At 36.5% G+C, this 25695-nt stretch carries 28 protein-coding genes and 1 riboswitch; of the genes, 9 read left to right on the top strand and 19 right to left on the bottom strand.

Going from position 1 to position 25695, the window contains the following annotated elements; translation table 11 throughout:
* Window positions 1-126 precede the first annotated feature (126 nt).
* Both KHA97_RS16880 and KHA97_RS16875 read left to right on the top strand, forming a co-directional pair.
* Window positions 127-549: a MarR family winged helix-turn-helix transcriptional regulator gene (locus KHA97_RS16880; RefSeq protein ID WP_213125949.1), complete on the top strand. Its 423-nt coding sequence runs from the start codon at window positions 127-129 to the stop codon at window positions 547-549.
* A complete protein-coding gene (locus KHA97_RS16875) occupies window positions 546-1736 on the top strand; it encodes an MFS transporter (RefSeq protein WP_213125948.1) in 1191 nt (396 codons plus the stop codon). Before KHA97_RS16880 ends, KHA97_RS16875 begins: the two co-directional genes overlap by 4 nt.
* 22 nt (window positions 1737-1758) lie before the next feature.
* Here KHA97_RS16875 and KHA97_RS16870 read toward each other — a convergent pair whose 3' ends face one another.
* Both KHA97_RS16870 and KHA97_RS16865 read right to left on the bottom strand, forming a co-directional pair.
* Window positions 1759-2016 (bottom strand): hypothetical protein, encoded by a 258-nt coding sequence (locus KHA97_RS16870; protein WP_213125947.1) that lies wholly within the window; start codon window positions 2014-2016, stop codon window positions 1759-1761.
* 47 nt (window positions 2017-2063) lie between these two features.
* Entirely contained in the window at window positions 2064-2219 is a 156-nt protein-coding gene (locus KHA97_RS16865) for a hypothetical protein (protein WP_213125946.1), read from the bottom strand.
* A gap of 531 nt (window positions 2220-2750) precedes the next feature.
* On the opposite strand from KHA97_RS16865, the gene hflX reads away from it, so the two are divergent.
* On the top strand, window positions 2751-4004 hold the full coding sequence (hflX, locus tag KHA97_RS16860) for a GTPase HflX (RefSeq protein ID WP_213125945.1): 1254 nt from the start codon (window positions 2751-2753) through the stop codon (window positions 4002-4004).
* A 104-nt stretch (window positions 4005-4108) separates the two neighbouring features.
* On the opposite strand, the gene KHA97_RS16855 is transcribed toward hflX, so the two are convergent.
* Window positions 4109-4645 carry a GrpB family protein gene (locus KHA97_RS16855; RefSeq protein ID WP_325167488.1) on the bottom strand — a complete coding sequence of 179 codons (537 nt, stop codon included), beginning with the start codon at window positions 4643-4645 and terminating at the stop codon, window positions 4109-4111.
* A gap of 64 nt (window positions 4646-4709) precedes the next feature.
* Window positions 4710-5810 (bottom strand): AbrB family transcriptional regulator, encoded by a 1101-nt coding sequence (locus KHA97_RS16850; RefSeq protein ID WP_213125944.1) that lies wholly within the window; start codon window positions 5808-5810, stop codon window positions 4710-4712.
* A gap of 148 nt (window positions 5811-5958) precedes the next feature.
* Between KHA97_RS16850 and KHA97_RS16845 the strand changes: the two genes are divergently transcribed.
* On the top strand, window positions 5959-6801 hold the full coding sequence (locus KHA97_RS16845) for an aldo/keto reductase (protein WP_213125943.1): 843 nt from the start codon (window positions 5959-5961) through the stop codon (window positions 6799-6801).
* Between the two features lie 29 nt (window positions 6802-6830).
* Here the strand turns inward: KHA97_RS16845 and KHA97_RS16840 are convergent, their stop codons facing one another.
* Window positions 6831-7355 carry a DinB family protein gene (locus tag KHA97_RS16840; protein ID WP_213125942.1) on the bottom strand — a complete coding sequence of 175 codons (525 nt, stop codon included), beginning with the start codon at window positions 7353-7355 and terminating at the stop codon, window positions 6831-6833.
* Window positions 7356-7719: 364 nt separating this feature from the next.
* Window positions 7720-7820, top strand: a riboswitch (purine riboswitch).
* A gap of 77 nt (window positions 7821-7897) precedes the next feature.
* Between KHA97_RS16840 and KHA97_RS16835 the strand changes: the two genes are divergently transcribed.
* Together KHA97_RS16835 and KHA97_RS16830 are read left to right on the top strand one after the other, a co-directional pair.
* Window positions 7898-9073: an MFS transporter gene (locus KHA97_RS16835; protein WP_213125941.1), complete on the top strand. Its 1176-nt coding sequence runs from the start codon at window positions 7898-7900 to the stop codon at window positions 9071-9073.
* 486 nt (window positions 9074-9559) lie between these two features.
* The gene (locus tag KHA97_RS16830) at window positions 9560-9838 is read left to right on the top strand and encodes a DUF2277 domain-containing protein (RefSeq protein WP_213125940.1); all 279 of its coding nucleotides are present in this window, start codon (window positions 9560-9562) and stop codon (window positions 9836-9838) included.
* Window positions 9839-10144: 306 nt separating this feature from the next.
* On the opposite strand, the gene KHA97_RS16825 is transcribed toward KHA97_RS16830, so the two are convergent.
* The 6 genes from KHA97_RS16825 to KHA97_RS16800 all read right to left on the bottom strand — a co-directional run bounded on the left by KHA97_RS16825 (window position 10145) and on the right by KHA97_RS16800 (window position 15419).
* On the bottom strand, window positions 10145-10348 hold the full coding sequence (locus KHA97_RS16825) for an SHOCT domain-containing protein (protein ID WP_213125939.1): 204 nt from the start codon (window positions 10346-10348) through the stop codon (window positions 10145-10147).
* A 5-nt stretch (window positions 10349-10353) separates the two neighbouring features.
* A complete protein-coding gene (locus KHA97_RS16820; RefSeq protein WP_213125938.1) occupies window positions 10354-10752 on the bottom strand; it encodes a DUF6220 domain-containing protein in 399 nt (132 codons plus the stop codon).
* Window positions 10753-10768: 16 nt separating this feature from the next.
* The gene (locus KHA97_RS16815) at window positions 10769-11272 is read right to left on the bottom strand and encodes a hypothetical protein (protein WP_213125937.1); all 504 of its coding nucleotides are present in this window, start codon (window positions 11270-11272) and stop codon (window positions 10769-10771) included.
* 125 nt (window positions 11273-11397) lie between these two features.
* Window positions 11398-12087: a response regulator transcription factor gene (locus KHA97_RS16810; protein WP_407658044.1), complete on the bottom strand. Its 690-nt coding sequence runs from the start codon at window positions 12085-12087 to the stop codon at window positions 11398-11400.
* On the bottom strand, window positions 12080-13522 hold the full coding sequence (locus tag KHA97_RS16805) for a sensor histidine kinase (RefSeq protein ID WP_213125935.1): 1443 nt from the start codon (window positions 13520-13522) through the stop codon (window positions 12080-12082). Before KHA97_RS16805 ends, KHA97_RS16810 begins: the two co-directional genes overlap by 8 nt.
* Window positions 13523-13694: 172 nt before the next feature.
* Window positions 13695-15419 carry a methyl-accepting chemotaxis protein gene (locus tag KHA97_RS16800; protein ID WP_213125934.1) on the bottom strand — a complete coding sequence of 575 codons (1725 nt, stop codon included), beginning with the start codon at window positions 15417-15419 and terminating at the stop codon, window positions 13695-13697.
* 201 nt (window positions 15420-15620) lie between these two features.
* Between KHA97_RS16800 and ant(6) the strand changes: the two genes are divergently transcribed.
* Window positions 15621-16487 carry an aminoglycoside 6-adenylyltransferase gene (gene ant(6) / locus KHA97_RS16795; protein ID WP_213125933.1) on the top strand — a complete coding sequence of 289 codons (867 nt, stop codon included), beginning with the start codon at window positions 15621-15623 and terminating at the stop codon, window positions 16485-16487.
* Window positions 16488-16682: 195 nt separating this feature from the next.
* Window positions 16683-17660, top strand: coding sequence for a ribose-phosphate diphosphokinase (locus tag KHA97_RS16790; protein WP_213125932.1), 978 nt, complete (start codon window positions 16683-16685; stop codon window positions 17658-17660).
* A gap of 125 nt (window positions 17661-17785) precedes the next feature.
* Here the strand turns inward: KHA97_RS16790 and KHA97_RS16785 are convergent, their stop codons facing one another.
* The 6 genes from KHA97_RS16785 to aac(2')-IIb form a co-directional block, all read right to left on the bottom strand.
* Complete coding sequence (locus KHA97_RS16785) at window positions 17786-18073, bottom strand: CD3324 family protein (protein ID WP_213125931.1); 288 nt, start codon at window positions 18071-18073, stop codon at window positions 17786-17788.
* Between the two features lie 335 nt (window positions 18074-18408).
* Window positions 18409-20256: a ribosomal protection-like ABC-F family protein gene (abc-f, locus tag KHA97_RS16780; protein ID WP_407658050.1), complete on the bottom strand. Its 1848-nt coding sequence runs from the start codon at window positions 20254-20256 to the stop codon at window positions 18409-18411.
* A 206-nt stretch (window positions 20257-20462) separates the two neighbouring features.
* Window positions 20463-20579, bottom strand: coding sequence for an RAxF-45 family protein (locus KHA97_RS24515; protein ID WP_325167487.1), 117 nt, complete (start codon window positions 20577-20579; stop codon window positions 20463-20465).
* Window positions 20580-20842: 263 nt separating this feature from the next.
* On the bottom strand, window positions 20843-21322 hold the full coding sequence (locus KHA97_RS16775) for a VOC family protein (RefSeq protein WP_213125929.1): 480 nt from the start codon (window positions 21320-21322) through the stop codon (window positions 20843-20845).
* Window positions 21323-21380: 58 nt separating this feature from the next.
* A complete protein-coding gene (locus tag KHA97_RS16770) occupies window positions 21381-21830 on the bottom strand; it encodes a MarR family winged helix-turn-helix transcriptional regulator (protein WP_213125928.1) in 450 nt (149 codons plus the stop codon).
* 134 nt (window positions 21831-21964) lie between these two features.
* Window positions 21965-22684: a kasugamycin N-acetyltransferase AAC(2')-IIb gene (aac(2')-IIb, locus tag KHA97_RS16765; RefSeq protein ID WP_325167486.1), complete on the bottom strand. Its 720-nt coding sequence runs from the start codon at window positions 22682-22684 to the stop codon at window positions 21965-21967.
* A gap of 154 nt (window positions 22685-22838) precedes the next feature.
* Between aac(2')-IIb and KHA97_RS16760 the strand changes: the two genes are divergently transcribed.
* The gene (locus KHA97_RS16760; protein ID WP_213125927.1) at window positions 22839-23306 is read left to right on the top strand and encodes a hypothetical protein; all 468 of its coding nucleotides are present in this window, start codon (window positions 22839-22841) and stop codon (window positions 23304-23306) included.
* 124 nt (window positions 23307-23430) lie between these two features.
* On the opposite strand, the gene KHA97_RS16755 is transcribed toward KHA97_RS16760, so the two are convergent.
* Both KHA97_RS16755 and KHA97_RS16750 read right to left on the bottom strand, forming a co-directional pair.
* The gene (locus KHA97_RS16755) at window positions 23431-23796 is read right to left on the bottom strand and encodes a VOC family protein (protein ID WP_213125926.1); all 366 of its coding nucleotides are present in this window, start codon (window positions 23794-23796) and stop codon (window positions 23431-23433) included.
* 258 nt (window positions 23797-24054) lie between these two features.
* Complete coding sequence (locus tag KHA97_RS16750; RefSeq protein ID WP_213125925.1) at window positions 24055-25596, bottom strand: serine hydrolase domain-containing protein; 1542 nt, start codon at window positions 25594-25596, stop codon at window positions 24055-24057.
* Between the last annotated feature and the right edge of the window lie 99 nt (window positions 25597-25695).

Genomic DNA, 25695 nt, shown 5'->3' with positions numbered 1-25695 from the left:
TTTTCTAGTACAAAATGTAAATTCTACAAATGTCGCTCAATTCCTTTTAAAATATTCCATTTACAAATAAAGTAGCATATATTAAAATTAGTTAGGTTAACTAACTATTATTTAAGGAGGATTTCCTTGTACTCTGTTTTTTCCAAAATCAAATTATTGTATAAACCTTATACGCAACAGATACTGAAAGTACTTGAGCCGCACGAGCTAACCGAATTGCAATGGGGCTTGCTTCGTTATTTACAAGAAGATGGACCTACTACATTTTCTGAAATTGCCGAGTATTGGCAGGTAGAAAAACCTTCTGTTACTCCTGTCGCTCAAAAGCTTATTGAACTGGACCTTATTGAGGTTCGTCCTGGAAAAGATAAACGGCAAAAAGTGATGCATATTACGGAATCTGGACAATTGAAATATAGAGAATGTAAAGCCTCGGTTGATTTGTATCAATCGAAATTATTGGAAGGAGTATCTGAACAACAGATTAAAGTTGTGAACGAAGTTTTAGAACAATTAACGAGCAACGTAAAGAAAAGAGGATTAATTTGAATTCAGAAAAATTATGGACAAAGGAATTTATTGCTGTTTCAACGATCAACTTTTTAGCCACATTAATGTTCTACCTGTTAATGGTGACGATCGCGACTTACGCTAAAAATGAGTTTCATGTATCGACGAGTACAGCTGGTCTTGTATCCAGTATTTTTATTATTGGTTCGCTTCTCGGACGACTTGGTGCAGGTCGCTATATTAGTGAAATCGGGACAAAAAAGGTATTTTGGACTGGTTTAATTTTGCTGACAGTCGCCTCGATTTTTTATTTTGGCATTTTCAATACGACAACATTACTCCTTAACCGCTTATTCCACGGTATTGCCTTTGGTCTCATGGGAACAGCGGCTGGTACCATTATCGCTCAAGTTTTACCATCAGAACGTAGGGGTGAAGGGATTGGTTATTATAGTCTAAGTACAATTTTAGCCACCGCGATCGGTCCGTTTTTCGGAATTTTACTTATGAAATTGGATAACGGTTTTATGATTATGTATTTGATTAACGTCATCTTTTCAATTGGGAGCATGATCTTTTTAGCACTAGTGAAAATTAAGATTGCAGAGACGTCAAAGGAAAAAAGGATTGTGGAAAAGGGACCTATTCTTACACGTTTTATCGAACCAAAAGCGGCACCCATTTCATTAGTTGCGCTTGTTATCGGCTTTAGCTATTCCGGTGTCATGTCATTCTTATCTTTTTATGCAGAAGAAATTCATTTAGTAACAGCAGCAAGTTATTTCTTCTTAGTCTATGCGGTTGTCATCATTTTCACCCGTCCGATAACCGGCAAATTAATGGATACACGTGGAGCTAATATTATTGTTTACCCATGTTTCGCAATCTTCGCTGTTGGAATGTTCCTGTTTAGCGAAGCTTCGGCAGGCTGGATGCTTTTGTTGGCGAGTGCATTCATTGGTTTAGGGTATGGTAATTTTAACTCGATCGCACAAGCAATCGCCATTAAGGTTACCGAGCCACATCGTTTCGGCTTAGCCACATCCACTTATTTTATTTTGTATGATCTAGGTCTAGGTTTAGGACCCTATATTTTAGGGTTTATCGAACCTTATTCAGGTTACCGTGCCATTTTCTTTTCGATGGTGATCGTTATTCTGCTTTGTTATCCGATGTATTATTTTGCTTATGGGAAAAAGACACGGAATTTGCAATATAATAATTAGGACTGTTCGTAAGGGGCAGTCCTCAAATATTTTTTTCTGACGTTAATATTCTCCATATTTCTTTTTTAAATGCCATGATAAAAAAGATGATTCCAACAACTAGAAAAAACAGTACAAAAAGGTTATCTACTAGATTTGGGGACGGTGGTGTAGTTGGATACTCTCCTGTCTGTGTTAGCGCGGTCCAATGAATAATCGAAATTATGCGTTCAATTGAATAAAGTAGCCCGCTAGTTAAAATGAATATCGATCCAAGAATAAGACTTATTTTTCTGTCCACTTTCCTACCTCCCTTTTCACATATTTGATACTATGAAAATTCTTTTCTCAATTATTTCTTTCTTCAAAGATTCGTGTAATGTACTCTAATCTCTGAGCAATATATATTAATACCATTGCACCGATTCCTTCCCACATCCCTCCGAAAAAAAGACCTGCAATTCCACCAATGGATATATATAATGCTAAATATTTGTCTACCATAATATTCCATCCCCCTTTTATATCATTAATATTATCATATTAACTTACTCTCTTTTTTAATTTTTCGAAATTTCAAAGGGTATTTTTGTTTTATCTTTTTATTTTTACGAAACTTTCAACTAACGTCAGTCTAATAGGAAAATGTAATTATTTTACTTTTTCACATTGCTCTTTCTCTACTCGCATGTTAAGATGAACTCAACTTTTAATGAACGGAGGGTTTCCAAGTGGCAACTATCAGACTTCGATTCCAAAATTTGAACAGATAATTAAATATGTTCAAAGCTCTGCTGTCTGTGCAGGGTAACGGGATTGGTCTGCCTACTTAGGGAACCTCATTTTTATAATGCAAATAAAAGATGCAGGGGAGGGACAATTCTCCCCTTTTTTGCGTCCGATAATATTGGGGATTGTAAAGTAGCCCATTCATTTTCCATTTCAAGATGGTTTTTTGTCGCCTCCATATCCCTTCATCCATGCACAGGCTGAGCACCTGTGTTTTTTTATTTTAAAAAATCGGAGGGATTCCATATGGAAAGAAAAGCAATTGGTGTTGGTGTCAATCGAAATAGCACGCCTGAAAGTTTTGCACATTCTATGGAGGAATTATGCAATTTAGCAGAAGCTTGTGATGTTCTTGTGCTTGGTGAAATTACTCAAAATCTACATCACTTTGATAAAACGTATTATATAGGAAGTGGAAAAGTCGAAGAATTGCTTGCACTGATTGCGGAAAAAGAAGCAAATATCGTTATTTTTGATGATGAGCTCTCCCCTTCTCAGATTCGCAATTTGGAAGCTAAGTTGGAGTGTGAAGTCATCGATCGTACGATGCTCATATTAGAAATTTTTGCAAATAGAGCTAGAACGAAGGAGGCCCAGCTCCAAGTCGAAATCGCCAGATTGAACTATATGCTTCCAAGACTAATAGGAAGCCGTGAGTCATTAGGGCGACAAGGTGGAGGTTCTGGGTTAAAAAATAGAGGTTCCGGAGAAACGAAGCTGGAACTCGATCGTCGGAAAATTGAAATCAAGATTGCTGCCTTATCAAAAGAACTAGAACAATTAGTAGCTAGAAGAAAAATTCAAAGAAAACAGCGCAGTAAAAATGAAATGCCAGTCGTTTCTTTAGTTGGTTATACGAACGCAGGCAAATCAACACTCATGAATGCCATGCTAAATCATATCGGTTTGGAAAAATACGTTTTTGAAAAGAATATGTTATTTGCGACATTGGAAACGTCAGTTAGAAACATTACTTTGGCAAATAACAAGGAATTTCTATTATCAGATACCGTTGGTTTTATTAAAAAACTACCGCACCATCTCGTAAAAGCTTTCCGCTCAACGCTTGAAGAGGTAACGGAAGCTGATTTACTTGTTCATGTCGTTGATTACTCAAATCCTCATCACGAAGAACAAAAACAGCTAACAAATAAAGTATTGAAGGAAATAGGTGTTGAAAATATTCCTACGATATACGCCTATAATAAATCAGACCTTGTGGAGGGGCCTTTCCCAGCACATGACAATAGCGTTTACATGTCAGCAAAAACTGGCAAAGGTGTTGAAGAATGTTTACATCTAATTGGTCATCACATTTTTAATGACTATGTTTCATGCGAATTGCTCATCCCTTACACAGACGGTACAGTGATTTCTTACTTTAATGAACATAGTCAGATAATATCAACCGATTATGAAGAAGACGGAACAAAGCTGGTTGTGGAATGTAAAAAAGCCGATGCGGAAAAATATCATCAATTTGTACAAAAGGTTCTCTAAATTAACTATTTATATGAATAACAAACTTAAGCTGTCGATCAAAATCGGCAGCTATTTTATTTAATCTGAGATCGAAAACTGATTAATATCATATTAATGAACCTTTATAGCCCTTTTTCTTCTAACCACTCCAGAGCTCTTTGTTCAAGACCTCTAACGAATTCCTCTTTACCAATACTGTATCCTTCTATATCCTTTGGAAACTCTTTAGCCAGTTGCTCCTTTAATTTTCCATAGGCTGTAGCTTCATGAATATGTGATCTTAAATAATCCCGTACTGCTAAATGACGTTTAACTTCTAATGTGTTGTTCCATTGAAAAATATGTACTTGATGTGTTCTATTTTCTCCTCCTTTTCGAAAATATCTTCTTCCTTTCATTCCAAATTCACCAAGCGGCTCATATCCAATCTCCCGCATTTTACTATTAAATTGATCCACAACTTCTATATTTTTAACAATTGGCATCATATCAATAATAGGCTTTGCCATTAAATTAGGAACAGCTGTACTCCCAATATGATAAATGTCTACTAGTTCGTATTTTAGAACTTCGCGAATCTTGCCTGCTTCTTTTTTAAATAATTTGGGCCAATTTTCATCATAGTCGACAACAATTATATTCATTGCACGATTTACCAATTTTCATCACCTCAAATAGCCTTCTTATCAGTAATTCGCTAGCGAACATCCATAGGGATTTCGTTCATTGCAACTCACTTTTTCGTCTAATCGATCGTTTATCCGCTAAATTAAATATTAACCTAATTAATGGCGGAATGGCGAAAAAAATAAAGAAGGTGCGAAATAGCTGGTAACCGGATACAAAGGATAAATCTGCATTAATGGCATGTGCGATTATTCCCATCTGATCCATTCCTCCAGGTGCCAAGCTTAATAATGCTGTTGCATTTGAGATGGATTGTAGTTTTGTAAGCAACATGCTCAAGCCAATTGCCCCGAAAACGAGCATAAATCCACTTCCAATTGCGAGGCTAAATGTCTTTATTTTATTTGAAATCTGATTGGGCTTAAGCATTAAACCAACATATGTACCTAGCATTAGTTGGGCTGCATTAATTACGGTAGGCGGCAATTGCGGTCCGTTTAAAACATACGCCTGTAAAATCGCTGTTCCAATAGCTGGGCCAATTAAATAAGCAGTCGGAAATCTAATTTTCGCACCTAAAAGAGCAAAAAGGATACATATTACTGCAAAAAGAAAGATATTAGGAAACAAATGATTCCAGCTTGCAGTGGATAAAGCCGGAATGACAGAATTAGTTGCAGCATGACCGGAATCCGCAAACATTGGAATCAAAACAAGTAACGGCATAACGATAATAATGATAATTAAGCGGGTAACTTGAGTAATTGTAACAATGGCTAGGTTTATACCTTTCGTTTCTTCAGCCAACATAATGATTTGTGAAAGTCCTCCCGGAATACTGGCCAATAACAACGTCCTGTAATCACTATCTGATAACTTAGACACAACAAATGCAATTCCAGCACAAAATAATAATAAAAATACAGTCATCATAAACATGTATGGCAATTGCAATACCATTTCATGCAAGGCCGAGGGTGTCATCGATAATCCAATCGTATACCCTACAATGATCATTCCAGTATTTCGAATCGATCTTGGCCAAGCAAAGTGGAGTTTCATTACATTCGTACCGATTAATACTGTAATCATTGGGCCAAGTAGCCATGGGACTGGTATATGGAGGATACTAAATAGTACACCGCCAATTATTGCGGCGATAAGGGTAATAATTATTTGTTTGGACTTATTTTTCATAAAATACAACCTACGAATTCTTTTTGCTCTCATTGTAGGCGCTTACTGAAAACATTGTCAAAGAATTGAGTTTTTGATAAATCGTAGAAAATGAAGTGCATTCCTAAATATGGTAACCTTATATTTAATATAGAAAGGAGCGATTGAGATGAGTATTTCCATTCCTGAGATTACTCTTAATGATGGCTTTTCTTTACCAGTAGTAGGTTTAGGTACATATAGTCTAAGAGGAAATGCTGGAGTAAATTCAATTAAACATGCAATTGATATTGGGTACCGCTTGATTGATTCTGCTTACAACTATGAAAACGAAGGAACTGTCGGTCAAGCGATTCGAAGAAGCTCCACTCCAAGGGATCAATTAATCATTACTTCCAAGCTGCCTGGACGCTATCATTCTTATGAAAAAGCTGTTTTAGCTATCCAAGAATCGTTATATCGGGCAAACCTAGATTATTATGATTTATATCTCATTCACTGGCCAAATCCAAAAAAAGATTTGTATGTAGAAGCTTGGCAAGCCTTAATAGATGCTCAAAAATGGGGTCTTATTCGCTCAATCGGCGTTTCTAATTTCTTACCCGAACATCTTGAGCGTTTGGAAAAGGAAACCGGCGTTATGCCAAGTGTGAACCAGATTGAACTACACCCATTTTTCAACCAAGAACAACAAAGAAAATGGCACGAAGAGAATAATATAGTAACAGAATCATGGAGTCCATTAGCGCGGGCAAATGCCATTCAGGATAATGAAACGATCAAAAAAATAGCTGAACGTCACAACAAATCAGTTTCTCAGGTTATTTTGCGCTGGCATTATCAACTTGGTGCAGTATCTATCCCTAAATCAGCATCTCCTTCTCGCCAGCTGGAAAATCTATCAATCTTTGATTTTTCGTTGGATGAGAATGAAATGAATATGATGGCAGAGTTATCTCGTCCTGATGGAAGATTGAATAGCCAAGATCCAGCTACTTATGAAGAATTCTAATTATTAAAAGAGCGCGTATTATGCGCTCTTTACTTTTTCAAAATACTTAAATACTCTGCCCAAGGTCCAACATCTTCTTTGTATCTCTTCGCCATTACTCTTACAATTTGGGCAATATGCGTCAAGTCATGAGCAGCCCAAGTTGAGATTAATTCTCTTACCTTTACAACTCCAAATTCAGGGTGTAAGCCCGTTATTTCTAAATGTAATTCCGGTTCAATAAGAGCTTTTAATGTTTCTATATTTTGTTCCCTTATCGTTTTAAACTCATGCAATTTTTCCTCAATCGATTGTTCCCCGATAGCCTGTAAATGTGAAAAACGATCAAAAGGTGGAAATGGCTTACTTTCACCTTCCTGAAGCATCAACTTCAGCCTTGGAATCCAATTATTTTTCTCTCCTTCAATGAGATGTTCAATGATTTCTGTTGCGTTCCACGTTCCTTCACCTTCGTTGCAATGTAGCCATCCATCGGATAAACCTGATAAAAAATATTCCAATGTTTTGGGTGTGCGTTCTAAAACTTCGACCGCTTCATCGATATTAAAATTCATATTGATACACCTCTTCAGTTTTATGGTCAAATTTTCAATTCCTCTGATTCAACTGCTTTAATAACTCAATGACTTTCTTTTCTTTGTTCATTTGCTTTTTTCATTTTTAATTCGAGCGAAAAACAAGTTATTGCGATCATTAAAACTAGAACTAATAAAATTAAATCCACAATAAAAACCACCTCAACCAATTTATTTCCTAATATCATTCTTCTTGTATACAAAAATCTCCTCTAAAATCTAGGAGAGCACTCTTTACTTTTTTACCCATATCTAGTATTTTTCCAAATGTCTCCACTTGAATAATAGAGTAAAAAATAATAGTATGTAATAGTTAATTATTTTTAACTTTCTTTTAGAACGCACTAAAACTATATATATTACCTGTATAACCTCTAGAATATGGCTCGAGGGTATCTACCAGGAACCTTAAAAATCCTGACTACAGAAAGTGATCATTCATTTTTTGTAGTCAGGATTTTTTATTTTCTAAAGATGCTTAAGGCCTATTCTTTTTTTATAGAAAGGATGAGATATACATCATGAATTTGAAGGTTTTTATACTAGCATTATCTACAATCGCGGCTGGATTGGTTGAATTGATCATAGGTGGAATATTACCTACAATCGCCGACGATTTTAACATATCATTAGGAACTGCCGGTCAACTTATTACGGTGTTCGCCCTTATTTATGCCATTGCTGGACCTGTTTTACTCATTCTAACAAGCAAAATTGAACGCAAGAAATTATACCTTGCTTCACTTTTAGTTTTCATTCTTGGTAATATCATGACATACTTCAGTCAGAGTTTTACTTTTATGATGAGCGCAAGAATCCTAACTGCAATGAGTACGGCACTGATCGTTGTGCTATCCTTAACGATCGCAGCTAAAATTGCAGCCCCTTCTCATCAAGCAAAAGCAGTAGGACTTATTTATATGGGAATTAGTTCAGCGCTTGTATTAGGTGTTCCATTAGGAATCTTAATTTCTAACGCATTTGGATGGCGTGTAATATTCCTTGGAATCGCTTTGTTTGCACTCATATCAATGGTGCTTATTTCAATATTCTTAGAGCGTATCCCGGGTGAAAAAACGATTCCACTTTCACAACAATTAAAAGCTGTGGGTAGCGCAAAAATCAGTAGTGCCCATCTTGCAACATTGTTTATGCTAGCAGGTCATTATACATTGTATGCCTATTTCACACCATTTTTAGAAACAAATCTTCATTTAAATTCTTATTGGATTAGTATTTGCTATTTTGTATTTGGTATTGCTGCCATAAGTGGTGGAGCTTTCGGCGGAATTCTTTCGGATCGGATTGGAGCTCCTAAGAGTATACTCATTGTAATTGGTGCATTTGCTATCGTACTAGGCATATTGCCTTTCACGACTTTTTCACTTTTCATATTCATTCCGATCATGATGGTTTGGGGGGCATTAAGTTGGAGTCTATCCCCACCGCAACAAAGCTATTTGATTCAAACGGATCCAGCCACATCCGATATTCAGCAAAGCTTCAATAACTCTGCATTGCAGATCGGCATTTCATTAGGCTCTGCAATTGGCGGTGTTGTATTAAATCATACAGGTTCAGTTACAAGTACAGCGTGGGTAGGTTGTGTCGTTGTCATTATCTCACTATTTTGTGCGTTCTTTTCATTAACGAGACCATCTATTGTTAGAAATGAAAAATCAGAACCTTTATTTTGAAAAATTCAGTTAATAACATTCCTATTCGAATATATAAGCTAAAGGAAATTTTTAAATAAAATTAGGAACAGTCCGTACTTTGTGAAGGGCTGTTCCTTTTATTATTCCCAAATCGGTATTTGTTCCTTATTCGGTTAATCAAACGTTTAATTAGTTGATAAGAATGTGGATTTGGTAAAAATTAGGCGCTATGGCACCTGCTTTGTTTTAATCAAACGTTTGATTAGATCAAGCTGTATTTAATCAAACGTTTGGTTAGTAGTATGCGCCAAATATTAGGAGGATCTTTTTCTTAACCAAACGTTTAATTAGGCATTTATTTGTCGTTTCTATGCTAAAACTTTTCAGCTGAAGAATACCGTCACTTTTTTTATGGAACGTATTATTAGATTTGTGTTGCAGTGCTACAATAGATTTTATAAGAACCCACTCTATGTATAAAGACGATACAATTTACAAAATTTCAAAGAGAAAGAGGAGAATCATATGTGCCGCAACATTAAAACACTATTTAATTTTGACCCTCCAGCTACCGAGGATGAAGTTTATGCAGCCTCTCTTCAATATGTACGAAAGATTTCAGGTTTTAATCAGCCATCGAAAGCAAACAAGGACGCTTTTAATCGTGCTATTGAGGAAATAGCAATCATAACACAAAATTTACTAAACTCACTTGAAACGACAGCCCCTTCACGTGATCGAGAGGTTGAGGCTGAACGGGCTCGGGCTAGAAATGCAAAAAGATTTGGAAACAAAGAGATGTAAGCTGAGTAAATGTTGTTACTAGAACATTTCCTAAAAAAAGCTTATTGACTCACACTATTGGTACTCTATACGATGCACCAATGTGATGATCATGTTTGCAATCGTATCCGAATGTGTGTAGTTATACTAAAAGAAATAACCCTCCCACAGCTTTGACTGAGCATTGGAGTGTTATTTCTTCTAGATTTTACTGGATCAAGAATTCGGATGCAAGTTACCCTCTTTCAGTCTCTATTTAAGTAAAGAGACAGTCCCATTTTAGCTAAGGACGAGCTGTTGTTTCATATAATAGTTTTTATTCCCGCATTAACTTTTCAATGTCTCTTTAATTTCCTTAAATTCTTCCGCACTGATTTCCCCTTTTGCTAAACGAGCTTCTAGTATAGATAAAGCATCATTCTGATGGTGATAACATCTTCTCCCTCTTCCCCTCCATACCATGATGAATAGCCCAACTAGGATGAAAAAGAATACAAAAGCAAATGGGTGAAAATATCCCCAATGGTGCATATAAATCAACTCCTACTTTTATTTGTTTTCATTAAAGCTAAGCTTGAACGTAACACGACGATAGAAAGCCAGAATAGTAACATGGCAATGACAGGATGCAGTGCTGAAATATAAGGAAATTTGCCCGTCAATCCAACAGTCATATATTGCAGTGCTACCATCAAATAAAGAGCTAAACTATGCCAACGCAATTTTTTGGGAATTCCCCCAAAGAATGCAAGGACCAACATCACGATTGGGATGAATTCAAAATAGACAACAAACGATTTATGAACAGCCCACTGACTAGAATCAGCAAACAATGCAACGCCCGCTATAAAGACTTGACAGACGATTGCAATAAAGAACAGCACGGAAAGGGCAGTAAAAATTCCCCGAATTACCCTACCTTTTTTTGTTTCCACAGCAAAAATGCCTCCTCTACAATGAATTTTTTAATGTTGTTTTTCGCTTTCCCCATGGCTTGAAGACCGATATTGCAAATATGAAGAGGAGTGAAAGAATTTGAATAACGATGCCAATCCATAGATCAATGTGGAACATATACATATCCAATTGATTCATATTTGCTTCAAATCCAGCCAAGGCCTTCATTGTCCAAGCATACATACCCCAAAGATTTAAAATTAGAAGGAGTGCTGTGAGAATTTCTTTTACAATAATCCAATAGAATTTGAATAGTCCCCATTTAGTCCAAATGGATAGAAGAATTCCAGTCACAAATGTTCCAATGGTAGATGCTCTTACGGAAGTTTTCGATAAAACATGCATGATTTGATAACAGCTTCCAACTAATTGTTCATTCTCAGTTCCAGCTGCCGTAATGCTTAGAATAAGAAAAGTCACCATATTCCCAAGCATAATTGCTGAAAAGATTAGGTGTATCGTAAGCAGCCATCTTTTCCCGGTTATCGATAATTGCAATCTCTCACCTCCGTTCCATTGCTATCACTATAACAAGCAAATCTAAACTCCCTCTGAAGCATATATAAAAAATGTATAAACAATTATATACAGATCAAAAAAACACCCATTTAGAAATGAGTGTTTTATCCATTAAATCGATATCCAGATCCCCACATTGTTTGAATGTATTCTGGTTTAGATGTATCCTTTTCAATTTTCTTCCGAATTTTTTTCACATGGACCGTGACGGTCGCATTATCCCCCATTGAATCAAGTCCCCAAATTTTTTCAAATAATTCTTCTTTTGAAAAGACTTGGTTAGGGTGTATAGCAAAAAAGGATAGCAAATCAAATTCCTTCGTCGTGAACAACACTTCTTTTCCATCTAGAAATACTTGTCTTGAGGCCGTATTGATTTGAAGCCCCCGTATATGGATTTCATCTTTTGGTGTGTCCATCTGTATCAAGCGCTCGTACCTTGAAATGTGGGCTTTTACCCGTGCGACTAATTCCCGTGGGCTAAAAGGCTTTACAACATAATCATCTGCACCGAGACCTAATCCGCGTACTTTGTCGATGTCTTCAAATTTGGCTGTCACCATAATGATTGGAATATTAGATACTTCTCTCACTCGTTTACAAATATCAAAGCCATTGATATTTGGAATCATTAAATCCAGAATAATTAAATCAAAATGACGATGTAAGGCAGCATCCAAACCACTTTTTCCTTCCGTGGCAATCTCAACTTGAAAGCCCTCAATTTCAAGATAATCTCGTTCTAATTCGGCAATACTTTGATCATCTTCAATAATCAAAATCTTTTTAGTCATCGTTTCCATCCTCTGATTTTTTAAGTGTGAAGTTTACGCGGAGGCCTTCCTTTGGCATATTTTCCGCCCATATTTCGCCGCCGTGTGCTTCAATGATTTGTGAGGCAATCGCCAGACCAAGTCCGCTTCCACCAGTGCTGCGCGCTGGATCCGTTCGATAAAAACGCTTGAAAATAGACATGAGTTCATCTTGGGAAACGCCTGGACCATTATCACTAACACTTACTTTAATCATCTTTTCTTGTTCTGTTATTGAAATCGTGATTTTCCCAGATTTTTTATTTATAAACTTTACACTGTTAAAAATAATGTTTTCCATCACTCGGATCATCTTGTCTCTATCCATTAATACATTAACATGACCTTTTATTGCATCAAAAGATATTTGGATATCCTTATCCATTACTTCTTCACTGATTTCCTCTAAGTAATCTTTTATAAAAGCTTGAATATCCACAGACTCAAAAAGGAAGGGCAATTTATTCACATCTAATTTGGAATACAGGGCTAGTTCCTCAATTAACCGATCCATGTATGTGGCTTTAGAGCGAATCGTATCAAGATACTGTTCTCGCTTAGCGTCTGAATTCGCTACCCCGTCTTGAAGACCCTCCACATATCCTAGAATAGATGTAATAGGTGTTTTTAAATCATGTGAAATGTTTGCAATGATTTCTTTGCGATTATTTTCGTATTTATCGCGTAGTTCTAAGGATTCCTTTAGTTGCTCTCTCATTGAATCAAACGTACGAATTAGCTGTCCTAATTCATCATTGTTTTTCGACTTGATTGAAAAATTCAGATCTCCTCTACTTATTTTTTCCGATGCATTAGACAGTTGGCGAACTGGTCGCAAAATACTTCGTGATACGATATATGACAAAAATACATTCGTAAGTACGAATGAAAGAATTAAACTGCCAAAAAGAATCGGAAAAAAGGTTCTCGCAAACTTCACAAAAGACGCTGAATCGTCTAAAAGGATTATCGAACCTTCAGACCCATCTTTAAAATAAAAATCATGTTGCCTAATCGAATAATGTCCATCCCCAACTGTTGCTCCAGCTGGGTTATACCCTTCATTACCGAAAGAAGGTAAGTCGTCTTTTGATATTTGAGGATTAGATGTAAACAATAAATCATTATCTTTTCGAATGACAACATCAACATTTTCACTTTTTAATTGTTCCGATAAGGAATCCAGGAAATCCTTATTAAGAAACTTTTCTTGCTCTAGTGATGCTGTTTTCTGAAGCCCTTTAAAAAGTTCTGCTGTCCGTTCATCCGTGTTTTGCCACTGTTGTCTAAAATGCTTTCCAATGAAAGCACCATCAGTATAAACTACGCTTAGTAAAAATATAATGAACATAATAATAATGATAGGCATCACAATCATGGCAGCATTTGAGATAAAAAGGCGCTTGCGAATAGACATGAAATTCCCCTTTAGAATGATGATTTCTTTATACTAAATCATACTTCGAAAAAGTTAACAATCCCTGTATAAAGTATAAAAATTTTATAAACTTGACGAGTAGAACAAACTAATACACAAAAACCTGTAGTGGAAATCCCCCTACAGGTTTTGAATTTACAGCGTGTATAGATCATTTTAACACGAACTTTTTAACTAATTCATCCAAATCCTTAGCCATTTTCGTTAAGTTTGTAATCGCTGCTGTTATATCATTTATATGGCTTTCTTGCTCTACCGTGCGGTCAACAACAGTTTTCGTGTTATCTGCAGCTTGACTTGCAGACATCGTAGTTTCTTCAACTGCTGCAGCCACTTCCTCCGAAAAAGCAGACATCTCCGTAGAGGTCTCTGATACTTCTTTTATTTGTGAAGACACTCTGTGAATGGATTCAACTATGTTTTCGAAGGAATTACCAGTCTCTTCAACAATCTGAATACCCGCTTCTACATTACGTGTGACGATGGTCATCGCTTCGACCGTTCGGCTCGTATTTTCATTCATTTTCTCAATTAAAGCAGCTATGCTGTTTGTCGATTGCTCTGACTGTTCTGCAAGTTTTCTCACTTCGTCAGCAACTACTGCAAACCCTTTTCCAGATTCTCCTGCTCTAGCAGCTTCAATCGCTGCATTCAATGCTAACAAATTGGTTTGGGCAGATATATCGCGAATCATTTTAATGATAGATGAAATGTCTTCGGACTGTCCTTCCAACATTTTAATCGCAATAGATGAATCTGATACAGATTGATTAATAATGTTCATTTGATTGATTACATCATGAATTTTACTTTTTCCACCATTTGCATGATCTAGACTTGTCGATGACAGATCGAAAACATTGGCTGAGGCGGAAGCAATTTTTTGAATTCCATTTGACATCTGTTCCAATGTTGTTGAGCTTTCTTCTGAGGATTTATATTGCGTGTACACACTTTCAGAAACCTCTTGTATAGATGTTGAAATTTGATGACTCGCTTCACTTACTTTTTCACTGTTGGTTAATAATTGGTTGGACGTATTAATCAATTGAATCGAATTGGTATTAATCCCATTAATAACTCCTTTTAAATCGGCTACCATTTCTTGAAATGCTTTTGTTAACATGCCAATTTCGTCTTTACGATTTGTTTCGATATCGACAGACAAATCACCTTTACCTACATGTTCCACCTGTTCTGTTAATCTTTTGATCGGTTTTGTTAAATAATCGGCAAAAAAGTAAGCGATCAATAATCCTAATGCCAATATAATGAAGGTAATAATCATGAGCTTTATTTGATTGGAAGCCATACCATCATACACTTGGGCAGCATCCAAATCCGCTCCCATTATTCCTAAAATATCCCCCGTTTCAGTCTTAATCGGGACATACACAGATATTAATGGACCATACTCTGGATCTTTCGATATTTCGTATTCCACATTTCCTGTTTCAAAAGCACGCCTAAGAGCCGGGAATGAAGAAGCACCTTCTTCTTTTTCACCTAATACTGAAGCATCTTCAGATCCTATCGGCTGGCCGTCAACCAAATAATAATAATCATAATTAGATCCGTTTTGTACACGAGTCATCGTATACAAATACTCCAGCTGATTTAATTCTCTAATTTTATTTAATTCTTCTCGTAGTTCACCATAATAACTAGTTTCCGGCGAATCGATACTTAATTCCTTATATCGATCAATATCAATGACAGTAGTTGCCTTTTCAACAATTTTAGAGGCTTGTTCACCAACTGATTCTTTTACAAAATCCATAGTAGAATTGTACACAATAGCACTAATTAACAAGCAGGACGTTAAAAGTAATACAGAAAAAACAATGACCATTTTCAACTTCAGACTGTTTTTCATTATGATTCTCCCATATTCGATGTTTATTTCCATAATATGACTTAAAGCCCATTCAATACTAAAAATTATACTTAACTTATAAGAACATTGTCTACGCAATTTGGATTTGAAATAGGACTTTTTGTGTATTTTTTAAAGATTTTTAAAAATTCCTTATAATAATTTATAATGGAATAAATTAATTATTCCGAGGTGAGTGTATTGAGAAGCAAGCAAGAAATGATGGATTTAGGAATGAATTTTGCTCTACAAAATGAAAAAATAAGACTTTACACGCTTGAAGGTTCACTCACAAACCGAAACATCCCGAGAGACGAATTTCAAGATTATGATATTAGTTATTTCGTAACGGACATGGATTTTTTCAAACAAAGTGATGATTGGCTAGACTATTTTGGCAAGAGGATAATGATGCAAAAGCCGGAGGCAATGGAGTTATTCCCTAACGAATTAGGAAACTGGTTCTCGTATCTTATGATTTTTGAAGATGGTACGAAAATGGACCTTACCCTCATTCCGCTCGACGAATACATGCATTATTTTAAAAATAGCGATGGTCTTGTCGAGGTGTTATTGGACAAGGATAACTTAATTAAAGAACCGGTTATTGCTTCAGACCGAAAGTATCATATTCAAAAACCAAGCAATCAGTCCTTCGATGACTGCTGCAATGAATTTTGGTTCACTGCTACATATGTGGTGAAAGGACTTGCTAGAAAAGAAATTCTCTTTGCGATTGATATAATGAATGGCCCCTTCCGCCCCAATCTACTTACGATGTTACGTTGGAAAGTAGGAATCGAAACAAATTTTTCCTTTAGCATTGGAAAGTCTGATAAATTTTTGAAAAAGTATGTCTCCAATGCAACATGGGATACATTACTGTCAACTTACGATATGGGTTCCTATGAAAAAATGTGGGATGCCCTTTATACAAGTTTTGAATTATTTAGAGAGACTTCTCTCCATATAGCGGAAACATTAGGATTTTCTTATCCGGATTATGATGAGAAAGTGAGTAGTTATATAGAGGGGATTCGTCAAAAATACTTTGTCACTGGGAAATGAACTTCATGTCGGATCATTTGATAATAGCCCCGTATGACCGTCCGTCTTTCAAGGCAAAAGGTACTTAGATTGTTTAACATCCAAGTTTTAAAGGGTTTTTTTGTAGTTTAGAGAAGTAATTATTGTAATCTATTTTTATTTGCTACATTACTCTATCTGCACTTGGTATAAAAAACAAACCAGGAGGTCATTCTTTTGCCGAAAGAAGAAATTAAAATTTTTGGTGGTAGTACGGGAAAGTCCTTTGCTCAAAAAATGTGTGACTATATTGGAATTGACTTGGGGAAATCGGAAGTATTTAAATTCTCTGATGGTAATATTTTTGTGAAGATTTGCGAGACTGTAAGGGATAAAGATGTTTATCTCGTACAGCCAATAGGGTTAAATCCTAATGATGAATTTACTGAGCTTCTTTTTTGGATGGACGCGTTTAAGCGAGCTAGTGCTACTTCGGTTACAGCTATTATTCCCTATTTTGGATATGCGAAAGGCGATAAAAAGGATGAGCCTAGGGTTTCAATAAGGGCAAGAGTTTGTGCCGAGTGTATTGAACTTGCAGGTGCTGATAGGATCATAACAATGGACCTACATAGCCCACAAATCCAAGGTTTTTTCAAAAAACCTGTAGATCACTTATTTGCTCTCCCTATTCTATGTGATTATGTAAAACGCTTGAATATAGATGATTTGGTTGTTGTTTCTCCAGATGTTGGATTTGCAAAACAGGCTAGAAATTTTGCGTCTACTCTCCAAGTGCCGGTCGCAATTGGGGATAAAACAAGAAAATCCCATGATGAAAAGGCCAAGGTACTAGAGATTATAGGGAACGTAAAAGGAAAAAATGCCCTTGTAGTTGATGATTTTAGTATTTCCGGTGGAACATTAGTAGATATAGCAATGGGTTTGAAGGAAAGAGGAGCACAAAGAATATTCGCTTTAGTTTCCCATCTCATGCTCAGTAGTTCTGGAGCTGAAAAAATAGAAAACAGTCCTATCGAATTACTTATTAGCACTGACACCGTCGGAAACAATTCCGTAATATCCAATAAAACGAAGATTGTTTCTGTGGCCCCTTTATTTGCAGAAGCTGTTCTAAGAATCCATAATAGAGAGTCGGTTAGTTCTTTATTTGACACTGTGCCTCATTCCATAATCAATAAACCCCTTAATTGATATATTTTTTTGAGGGTATATTCATTTGATCCCAACAGTTTCTTAAAAATAAATAAAGAGAACACAGATTTTGTCATAAAAATGTGTTCTCTTTGATTAATAAGATTCTGGTTATTTTTTGAAAGCTACTTCGATTCATTATATAATTCACGGGTTTTATAGACGATTTTTCGGATGCTGTCTGAGGACAAGTTGTAAATCCGTTCCAACTCCTCAAAAGACCGGCCATCCTGATATAACCGATAAATCTCTTCGTTCCTTTGCTTAATTAACCGACGAGAACCATTCACTTCTCCCCATCCCGCTCGCTCATTCGTTTTCTTTGGGATATAAATCAGTTCTCCCTGAATATATTTCTGGAGCTCCTTCAGCAAATGTGGGGGAAGCACCTCTTTTCCATTTTTGTATTGCAAAAATTTACATCCTCCTTATTATGATGTACATATAGAAGACGTTTTGTTTTCATCAATTTAATAACCCCTTTCGTTTCATAATTAGGAAAACCCTTACAAAATTGCAGTTGTTTGCCTGTTAATAATAGTATAACGGATTTTCTGCTTATTGAAATAGTAAAAGAGGCCGCAATACGTGCGACCCCTCATTAGCGATTTCCGCTTTAAGCGGAAATCACCTCGTTATGCTTGATCAAATTAATCAGCCTCCTTTCAAAAAAACTATCGGCCCGACACCTTTATTAACTCATACATGCCGGTATAGGAACAAGTGAGAGAACAATTATAATTAATCTTTACCCTGGTGCTTTTTCTAATTGCTCAAAAAGTGTTTCCCACCGCCTATTAAGTTCCTCTTTTTCCCTGTATAACTGTTGAAGTTGTTCTAAATCACGTATCTCACTTAGCTCAGAATCCAATTCCCTGATTTTATGCTCCAGCATTTCTAACTCTTTCTCCACATCGTGTTTAGCAATCGTCTCAATTTCCTTTTTTCTAGGAGGAGGCGCATTCCTTTTCTTTCCTACAATATCTTCATTCCTATACTGCACCTTTTCAGCCATTTTATCCCTGGCATATTGATAATTCCCCCCAAAGCAATGTAATTCCTTATCCACAATCCAGTACATCTTCTCAAACAACTTATTTAAAAAGTAGCGATCATGAGAAACAGCAAGAATGGTCCCATTATAATGTTCAAGCGCTTCCTCCATTACTTCCAGCGAATCGATGTCTAGATGGTTAGTTGGTTCATCCAAGATTAGAAAATTTGTATCTTGATGCATCAATTGCGCCAATCGGAGTCTCATTCTTTCTCCTCCACTCAGCTGAGAAACTCTTCTAAAGACAGTATGACCGTAAAATAAAAATCTCGATAAAATGTGCCTTGCTTCACCTTCTGTTACACTGACTTCATTCCGAAACACTTCCATGATCGTCTCTTCTTTTACATCAGCAAAAATATGCTGCGACAGGTAACCGATTTTCACATTACTTCCTATTCGAACTTCCCCTACATCAGGATCCAATTGTTGAATCATCATTTTAATGAGAGTTGATTTTCCCGTCCCATTCTCACCTACAATTGCTACTCTCTCCCTGTAGGCAATATGCATATTTACATTTTGGAAAAGAATCTTTTCCTCAAATCCCTTGGATATATTCCGCAAAATCATTACATCTTTTCCACTACGAGCAGATGACTCCATTTCAAGATTCATTTTTTTTCGATTTAAAATGGGCCGATCCAATTTTTCCATTCGTTCTATTGCTCTCTCCATATTTCTCGCTCTTTTATGAAGACCTTCATTAGGGGGATTAGCTCTATTGGCCCATTCGCGAAGACGCTTAATCGCTTCTTTCATTTTCTTTATTTTCTTTTGCTGCTCTTGATACGCTTGAAATTCCCTAAGTAAACGTTCTTCTTTTTCCTTTATAAAACCTGAAAAGTTTGTGTGATAACACTCGATTTCGCCATTATCCAAATCCAAAATCTTAGTTACGACCTCATCTAAGAAATATCGATCATGAGAGATGACAAGTACCGTTCCAAAATAATCTCCCAAGAAGCTTCCAAGCCACTCAACGGCCGGTAAATCTAAATGATTGGTCGGTTCATCCAATAATAAGAAATCTGGATTTTTGAGGAGACTAAGGGCTAAGCCCACTTTCGTTTTTTCACCACCACTCAGGGAGGAAAACGATTTATCCATTAAATCCGAAATATTTAATCCATTAACGATTTTTTCAATATTGGCGTCTATTTCATAACCGCCTCTTATCGAAAACTCTTCTTGTAAAGTACCATAGTCCGCAATTAACTTTTCCAATTTCAAATTATTAGTTTCATTACTCATCATAACTTCAAGTTTCTTCATTCTATTTTCTGTTGCTAAAAGTTCCGCGAAAGCCGTCATCAATACTTCTTTACTCGTTATTTCATGAGGATAGTTCGGAATTTGTGCTAGATAACCAATTTGTGACCCTTTTTTCCAATGGATTTGACCAGAGTCGGGTATTTCCAAGCTAGCCAATAATTTTAATAAAGTCGTTTTCCCGCTCCCATTCCGCCCAACTAAGCCTATGCGGTCCTTTTCCTGAATTTCAAATGTGATATTTTCAAAAATAGTGTTGCCGCCGTACATCTTTGAGACTTGATTAACACTGCATGCAATCATGCATATTACCTCCCTCTTGTTAAAAACGCAAAAAGCCATAGGAACCACACACTTCCCCATAGCTTTTAAATGATGAATTTTAGGCATAAAAAAGAAGAGCATGGAAAGCTCCTCTTCAACCGTCCTTATAAATTGTGGGTGTAGAGATGTTTTCACTGTTTTAGATTTACTATTCAGTTGTTAAAAATGGGCATACGTATCCCGTCAACAACTAAAACAGCAAATTTTGCACGGCAATAATATAAGAATTCCGTCCAATATCCGTGCACTAAAACAGCTTGATTCAACATCCTTACCCACCTCCGTCTCAATGATATTTACTTTATTTTATTCATTACAACGACATATTGCAAGCACTTTCAATTAATAAGACACTGTTGACTAATCTCGTTTTGTTCCTCGCTTCTGATGAGTCTAGGAGGAATCACTGCTTAATAACTTTGCAGACATCCTATGAGTGTTATTAAAATAAACCTAGGTGTCATATTTTTCACCTAGGTTTTTAGTTTCATTTTTCATTTAGATGATACGTAAAAGTCATCCTTTAAACATCTCAATTCGTAATTGATTTCTTCCATGCCACCTCCAATTGAATTCCGTTATTATCTACGAATATAAAGTTTCGTATCTTACCCTGATCGTAAATGTCCGTCATGACAATTCCTTCATTTGTTAGTTTTGCTCTTAAATTTAACCCCTCCTCTTCGGATCGTACCGCAAATGCAATATGCTGAAGGGCACCTGGCAAAAAGCTATACAAATCTGATGCAGTCGAATTTTCGGATAAACGCTTCAATTCCTTATCGCTTTGAAAAATCTGAGCGTCTGGATACTCGAAGAAATGAATACCCCATGTTTCCACGTCACCGGGTCTAATAAAGCAATGTCTACCCCGCTGTTTAAATGCTGGATAAACAGTACCAACTTGCATACCTAGCAAATTTTTATAGAAGCGAATTGTCTCATCCAAATTCCGAGTAACCAAAGCTATGTGATGAAATCCTTTCCACAGTGAGTATTTCCCGTTATTCATGAAAGACCTCTCCCTTGAATATAGTTAGAATTCTAACTAATGACACAAAAAAATTTGCTTACCTCTTTTCAAACAAGTTAACCAATTTGATGAGAAGCTTTTTGAATATTTCAAATTCTTCTGCCGAAAACCCTTCTAATATCTGATTCTCAACGATATACGATATCTGCTTTGTCTCTATTGCAACCTTCTCGCCTTCTTCCGTCAAAAAGATTTGCTTATAGCGCGCATCCTCTGGATGGCTTTTGCGTATAATCAATTTTTTCTTTTCTAAACCATTCATAAGACTAGTTACACTTGGTCGTTCAATCATGAGGATTAGCTCTAACTCCGATGAAGTAATACCAGGAAAATAATGAAGAATACCTAATGCGCTCCACTGAGTATGTGTAAGCCCAGTTCCTTTTAGTTGTTCTTCAATTTCGCGTCTTAAGGTAATATTGGCTGCTTTAACCATTCGTCCGATTGGCCCTTGATCCCACTCCCAGTTTGATGTGTTTGGATGCATGTTTATCCCCTTTACCATAGTTAGAATTCTAACTATATGGTATGACAATTGTGTTTTGAAATCTAGAATAAATCGTAAAATCCCGCTTTAATGTCTCTATTTTGCCAATTTACCCTCTTCAGTTTAACAATATGCTAATCAACTGTGAAATTTACTCCATAGAATAACAAGCCTAATTTTCTTGCCACACTTTGAGATGCGAGATTGTCCCAGAAAGTACTGTATAACGGGATTTTTCCCAGCTCTCGAACAGCTACTGCCCACCCGGCAACAACTGCAGCAGCATATCCTCTTCCACGAAACGCGGTCAACGTTTCTAGACCTGCTTCATGCGCCTTCGATGTAATGCGAACGCTACGACAGATAGAAACAACTCGTCCTTCGTCTAATAGCGCTATACATGGTTGCACATAGTCTATTTCGGAAGTTAGCCATTCGAAACCGTCTAGCAAATATTTTGAAATATTTTCCGGGGTGATTCTTACCACATTCATTTCTGGAGTTACTTCATCAGGAATTAGATAACAAGGACCCATCGTGAACCGTTCCCCTTCGAGAAGTTTTATATATTCCTGAAAATGCTTTGGTTTCGTATGGAAATCTCTCACGACTGATTCATTAACGGACAATCTTTCCAACTGTTCGATAAGCATAACAGGGACGTCATATCGAAACCGACATAGATTAGTTCCTTCAATAGTTCGTCCCAAAAAGAACTTAGGAGCAGCTTTCTTTTCTGGCCAAGGTTCGTTTATTGAATGAAGTCGCTTGTTCCGGTCATGCGAAAACAATGCCTCGACATGCGACTCCATTAGCTCACGAGAAGTTGGTTTGATTTTTTTCCAATCACTCACGCCTCATACCTCCAATCCATTAACATAAATTTTTGTACATTATCTAGCAAATCAGTTAAAAGAGAAAAACTGATTCTATATTTTACCAAAGTGCTATGACCATAAATTCTGCAATATATGGAATGATAAAGCAATAAAAAAGGATGTGAGAATTATGAAAAAATCCTTATTATTGATTTCGGTATTATCATTATTTCTTCTTTTATCAGGATTCTCCCACCAAAAACATATAAAAATAAAAGAAGTTCATACAACTATTAATCAATTTCAAAAAACAATTCGCTATGATATTAAAATAAAAAATACAAGCAATAAAGTTATTGGTAACGAATTCGATTATCCAGGATATCATTATTGGGGATTAGAGGTTGTCGTAGTTCCAGGGAAAAAGTTAGAAAAATTGATGAGTATGATTGACCATTCAAAATATAAAAAGATGCAACATTCAGGGTTTGGTGGAAATGGTATGATTAATCCCTATGCAACTGCTGAATATCATACTGAATATTTTTTTAAAGACCTCAAAGAATTGGATAAATTAAAAAAACATGCATTGGATGGAAAATTAATTATTTTGGATGGAACAAATGTAATTGCTGAACTTCCATTAAAAAAGGAATAGTAAAAATAAGCATTACCCCAAGACCACCTATTTCTGAATAGGTGGTCTTAGATTACTACTAAATATTATTAATGCTCATAATTAAATTCCTTTACTATTGGATTTGAGAAAGAAGATGATCCTATTATTCTTGTACAAACATGATTAAATTTCCCTCTGAGTCCTTTATTGTTAAAAATGTAATGTCAGGAAAACGCTCAATATCGCCTAAAATTTCTACATTATTGCTAGTTAAGAACTCGTATGTCTCGTCAATATCTTTTGTTGCAAATGAAAAAAGTGGGAGTTCTGATGGTTGGAAATGATCGGAACGATGAGCGTCAAGCAAAAGTATAAGATTGCTTAATTCTATTGAAAAAACCTTATCATATGGTCCAGGCGATACAGATATGCCTAACAATTTTGCATACCAATTAACCGCACGATTCATATCTATAACATGTACAAATATTGAACCCACAATTGGAGTAACATTATGCTTAGTTTCCATTACGAAATTCATTCCCCTTCTGGATTTATTTGCTATTGATATAAAACATTAGATAAACTTCTAGCTCCTTAACAACGTAATTATAGTTTTATAATAAAACAATTTGAATATAAGAAATACATTTTATTTTATATTAGTTTAAGTGAGGGGATGGTATTAGAATGGATGGAAAAGAAAAATCTCTTAGGACAAAATATTATCCATAAAGGCAATATAATAGGCATAAAAAAGAAGAGCATGAAAAGCTCCTCTTCCTACTTATCCGCTCAACTTTGATGTTTTTTCATGCCTAATTGACCGAACCAACAGAATAATTTCCATGGTTCCCTTCAGTGCCATAAGTACAGCCATCATCATCAGCCAAACGTATACGTCCGGCTGAAAAATTGTTGCTATATGCCATAACGGTACAATTTGAGTCATATTCAACAGCAGGATAATAAACAGACCTGCAAAATACAGAACAATTCTTGATATAACTTTAATAGATATTTCAGTGTGTCCAGAATTGTCAGGACTCAATGGCCCAAGGCAGCGTTTCGCAGTTCGGACTGTAGTATAAATTAACCATGCGCTGAGTGTGAATATTAATCCATTTACAAGCCAGTATTTCTGCGAAATGCTTAGACCAGATCCTCCAATCGGTTTCTCATTCAGTAAGTTTATAACCCCGGAGGCGATGTGGGTAGTCGTAATGATGTGTGTATCGGGCCATTCGGCATCGATTGCGTCAAGTACGTTTGCGAACACGATAACTCCCAGTTGTTGTTCTAGAACCATAAAAGTTTGAGCTTGGAAGCCTAACGACCCACCCGGCGAACCGATAACCCGTAAACCGTTAATAGAATCTGTCGACCAACCCATGCCGTACGTTCCCGGAACAGGTTCGGTCTGCATTAGTCGTATACTTTCCGAAGAGAGCACGGAATTATCTTCAAATCGGCCGCCGTTCATTTGAGCAATCAAGTAATGGCTCATGTCCTTCACATTGGTGTAGTGGTAGCCCGCTGGCGCATCCCCTGGAATATAAACATAGGGGCCATCGTAAGCAACGTTATATCCAAAGATCCGACGGTGAGGTGTAGCCAGACCGTGTTCAGATGCTTCATCGAGTGTAACGAAACTGTTATGCATAGATAGAGGGCTGAAAATATGCTCTTTCACATAGTCGCCATAGGACTGGCCGGACACTTGTTGCACGATATAGCCTAGCAGTACATAGTTTGCGTTCGAATACCTGTAAGTATGTTCAGTTTGCTGGGTTCGAGTTAAAAACTTTTCCGCATAAGACAAGGCGTTTTTCTCTATAGCATCTTGATATTGATCGTTGATACTTGTCAGCGTGTTGTCAAAAGTTGAGATTTGGGAGAAACCGCTTGTTTGGTTTAGTAACTGACGTACAGTAATGAACTCTGCACCTCTATACTTGGTAGGGAAATAACGCTGTATAGGAGCGTCTAAATCAATTTTTCCTTTTTCGGCAAGCTGTAGAACGGCAGTAGCAGTAATCGACTTGCCGATTGAACCTAATCCGAAAGGTGTTTCAGGTGTTACAGGACGACCCGATGAGTCGGCTTCACCATATCCCTTAAGGTAAAGAATGCGATCACCCTTTACAATCCCGAGAGCCAGCCCCGGGAGACGTTGTCGTTTCATTTCACGAGCAATATACGCATCCACTTCGGAGAAGACTGAAGTCTCAAATTGCTCTTCTTGCATGCTTCCATTACTTCGTGCTGAACTGAATAGGTGGAAGATGAACAGACTGCACAGGATGATTGCTATAATTCTCATACTCATTTTCATTCCACCCTATTCACAGTTTTTTTCTGTAAATTATCCAAAGATTGTTTCAATTGATTTATCAAATGTAGTACATAAACCCATGAATGAATTATG

Origin of the sequence: Lederbergia citri (genome assembly GCF_018343625.1) — a bacterium.
In the GTDB taxonomy this organism is placed as follows: domain Bacteria; phylum Bacillota; class Bacilli; order Bacillales; family Bacillaceae_C; genus Lederbergia; species Lederbergia citri.
This window is presented reverse-complemented; position numbering and strand designations above follow the sequence as displayed.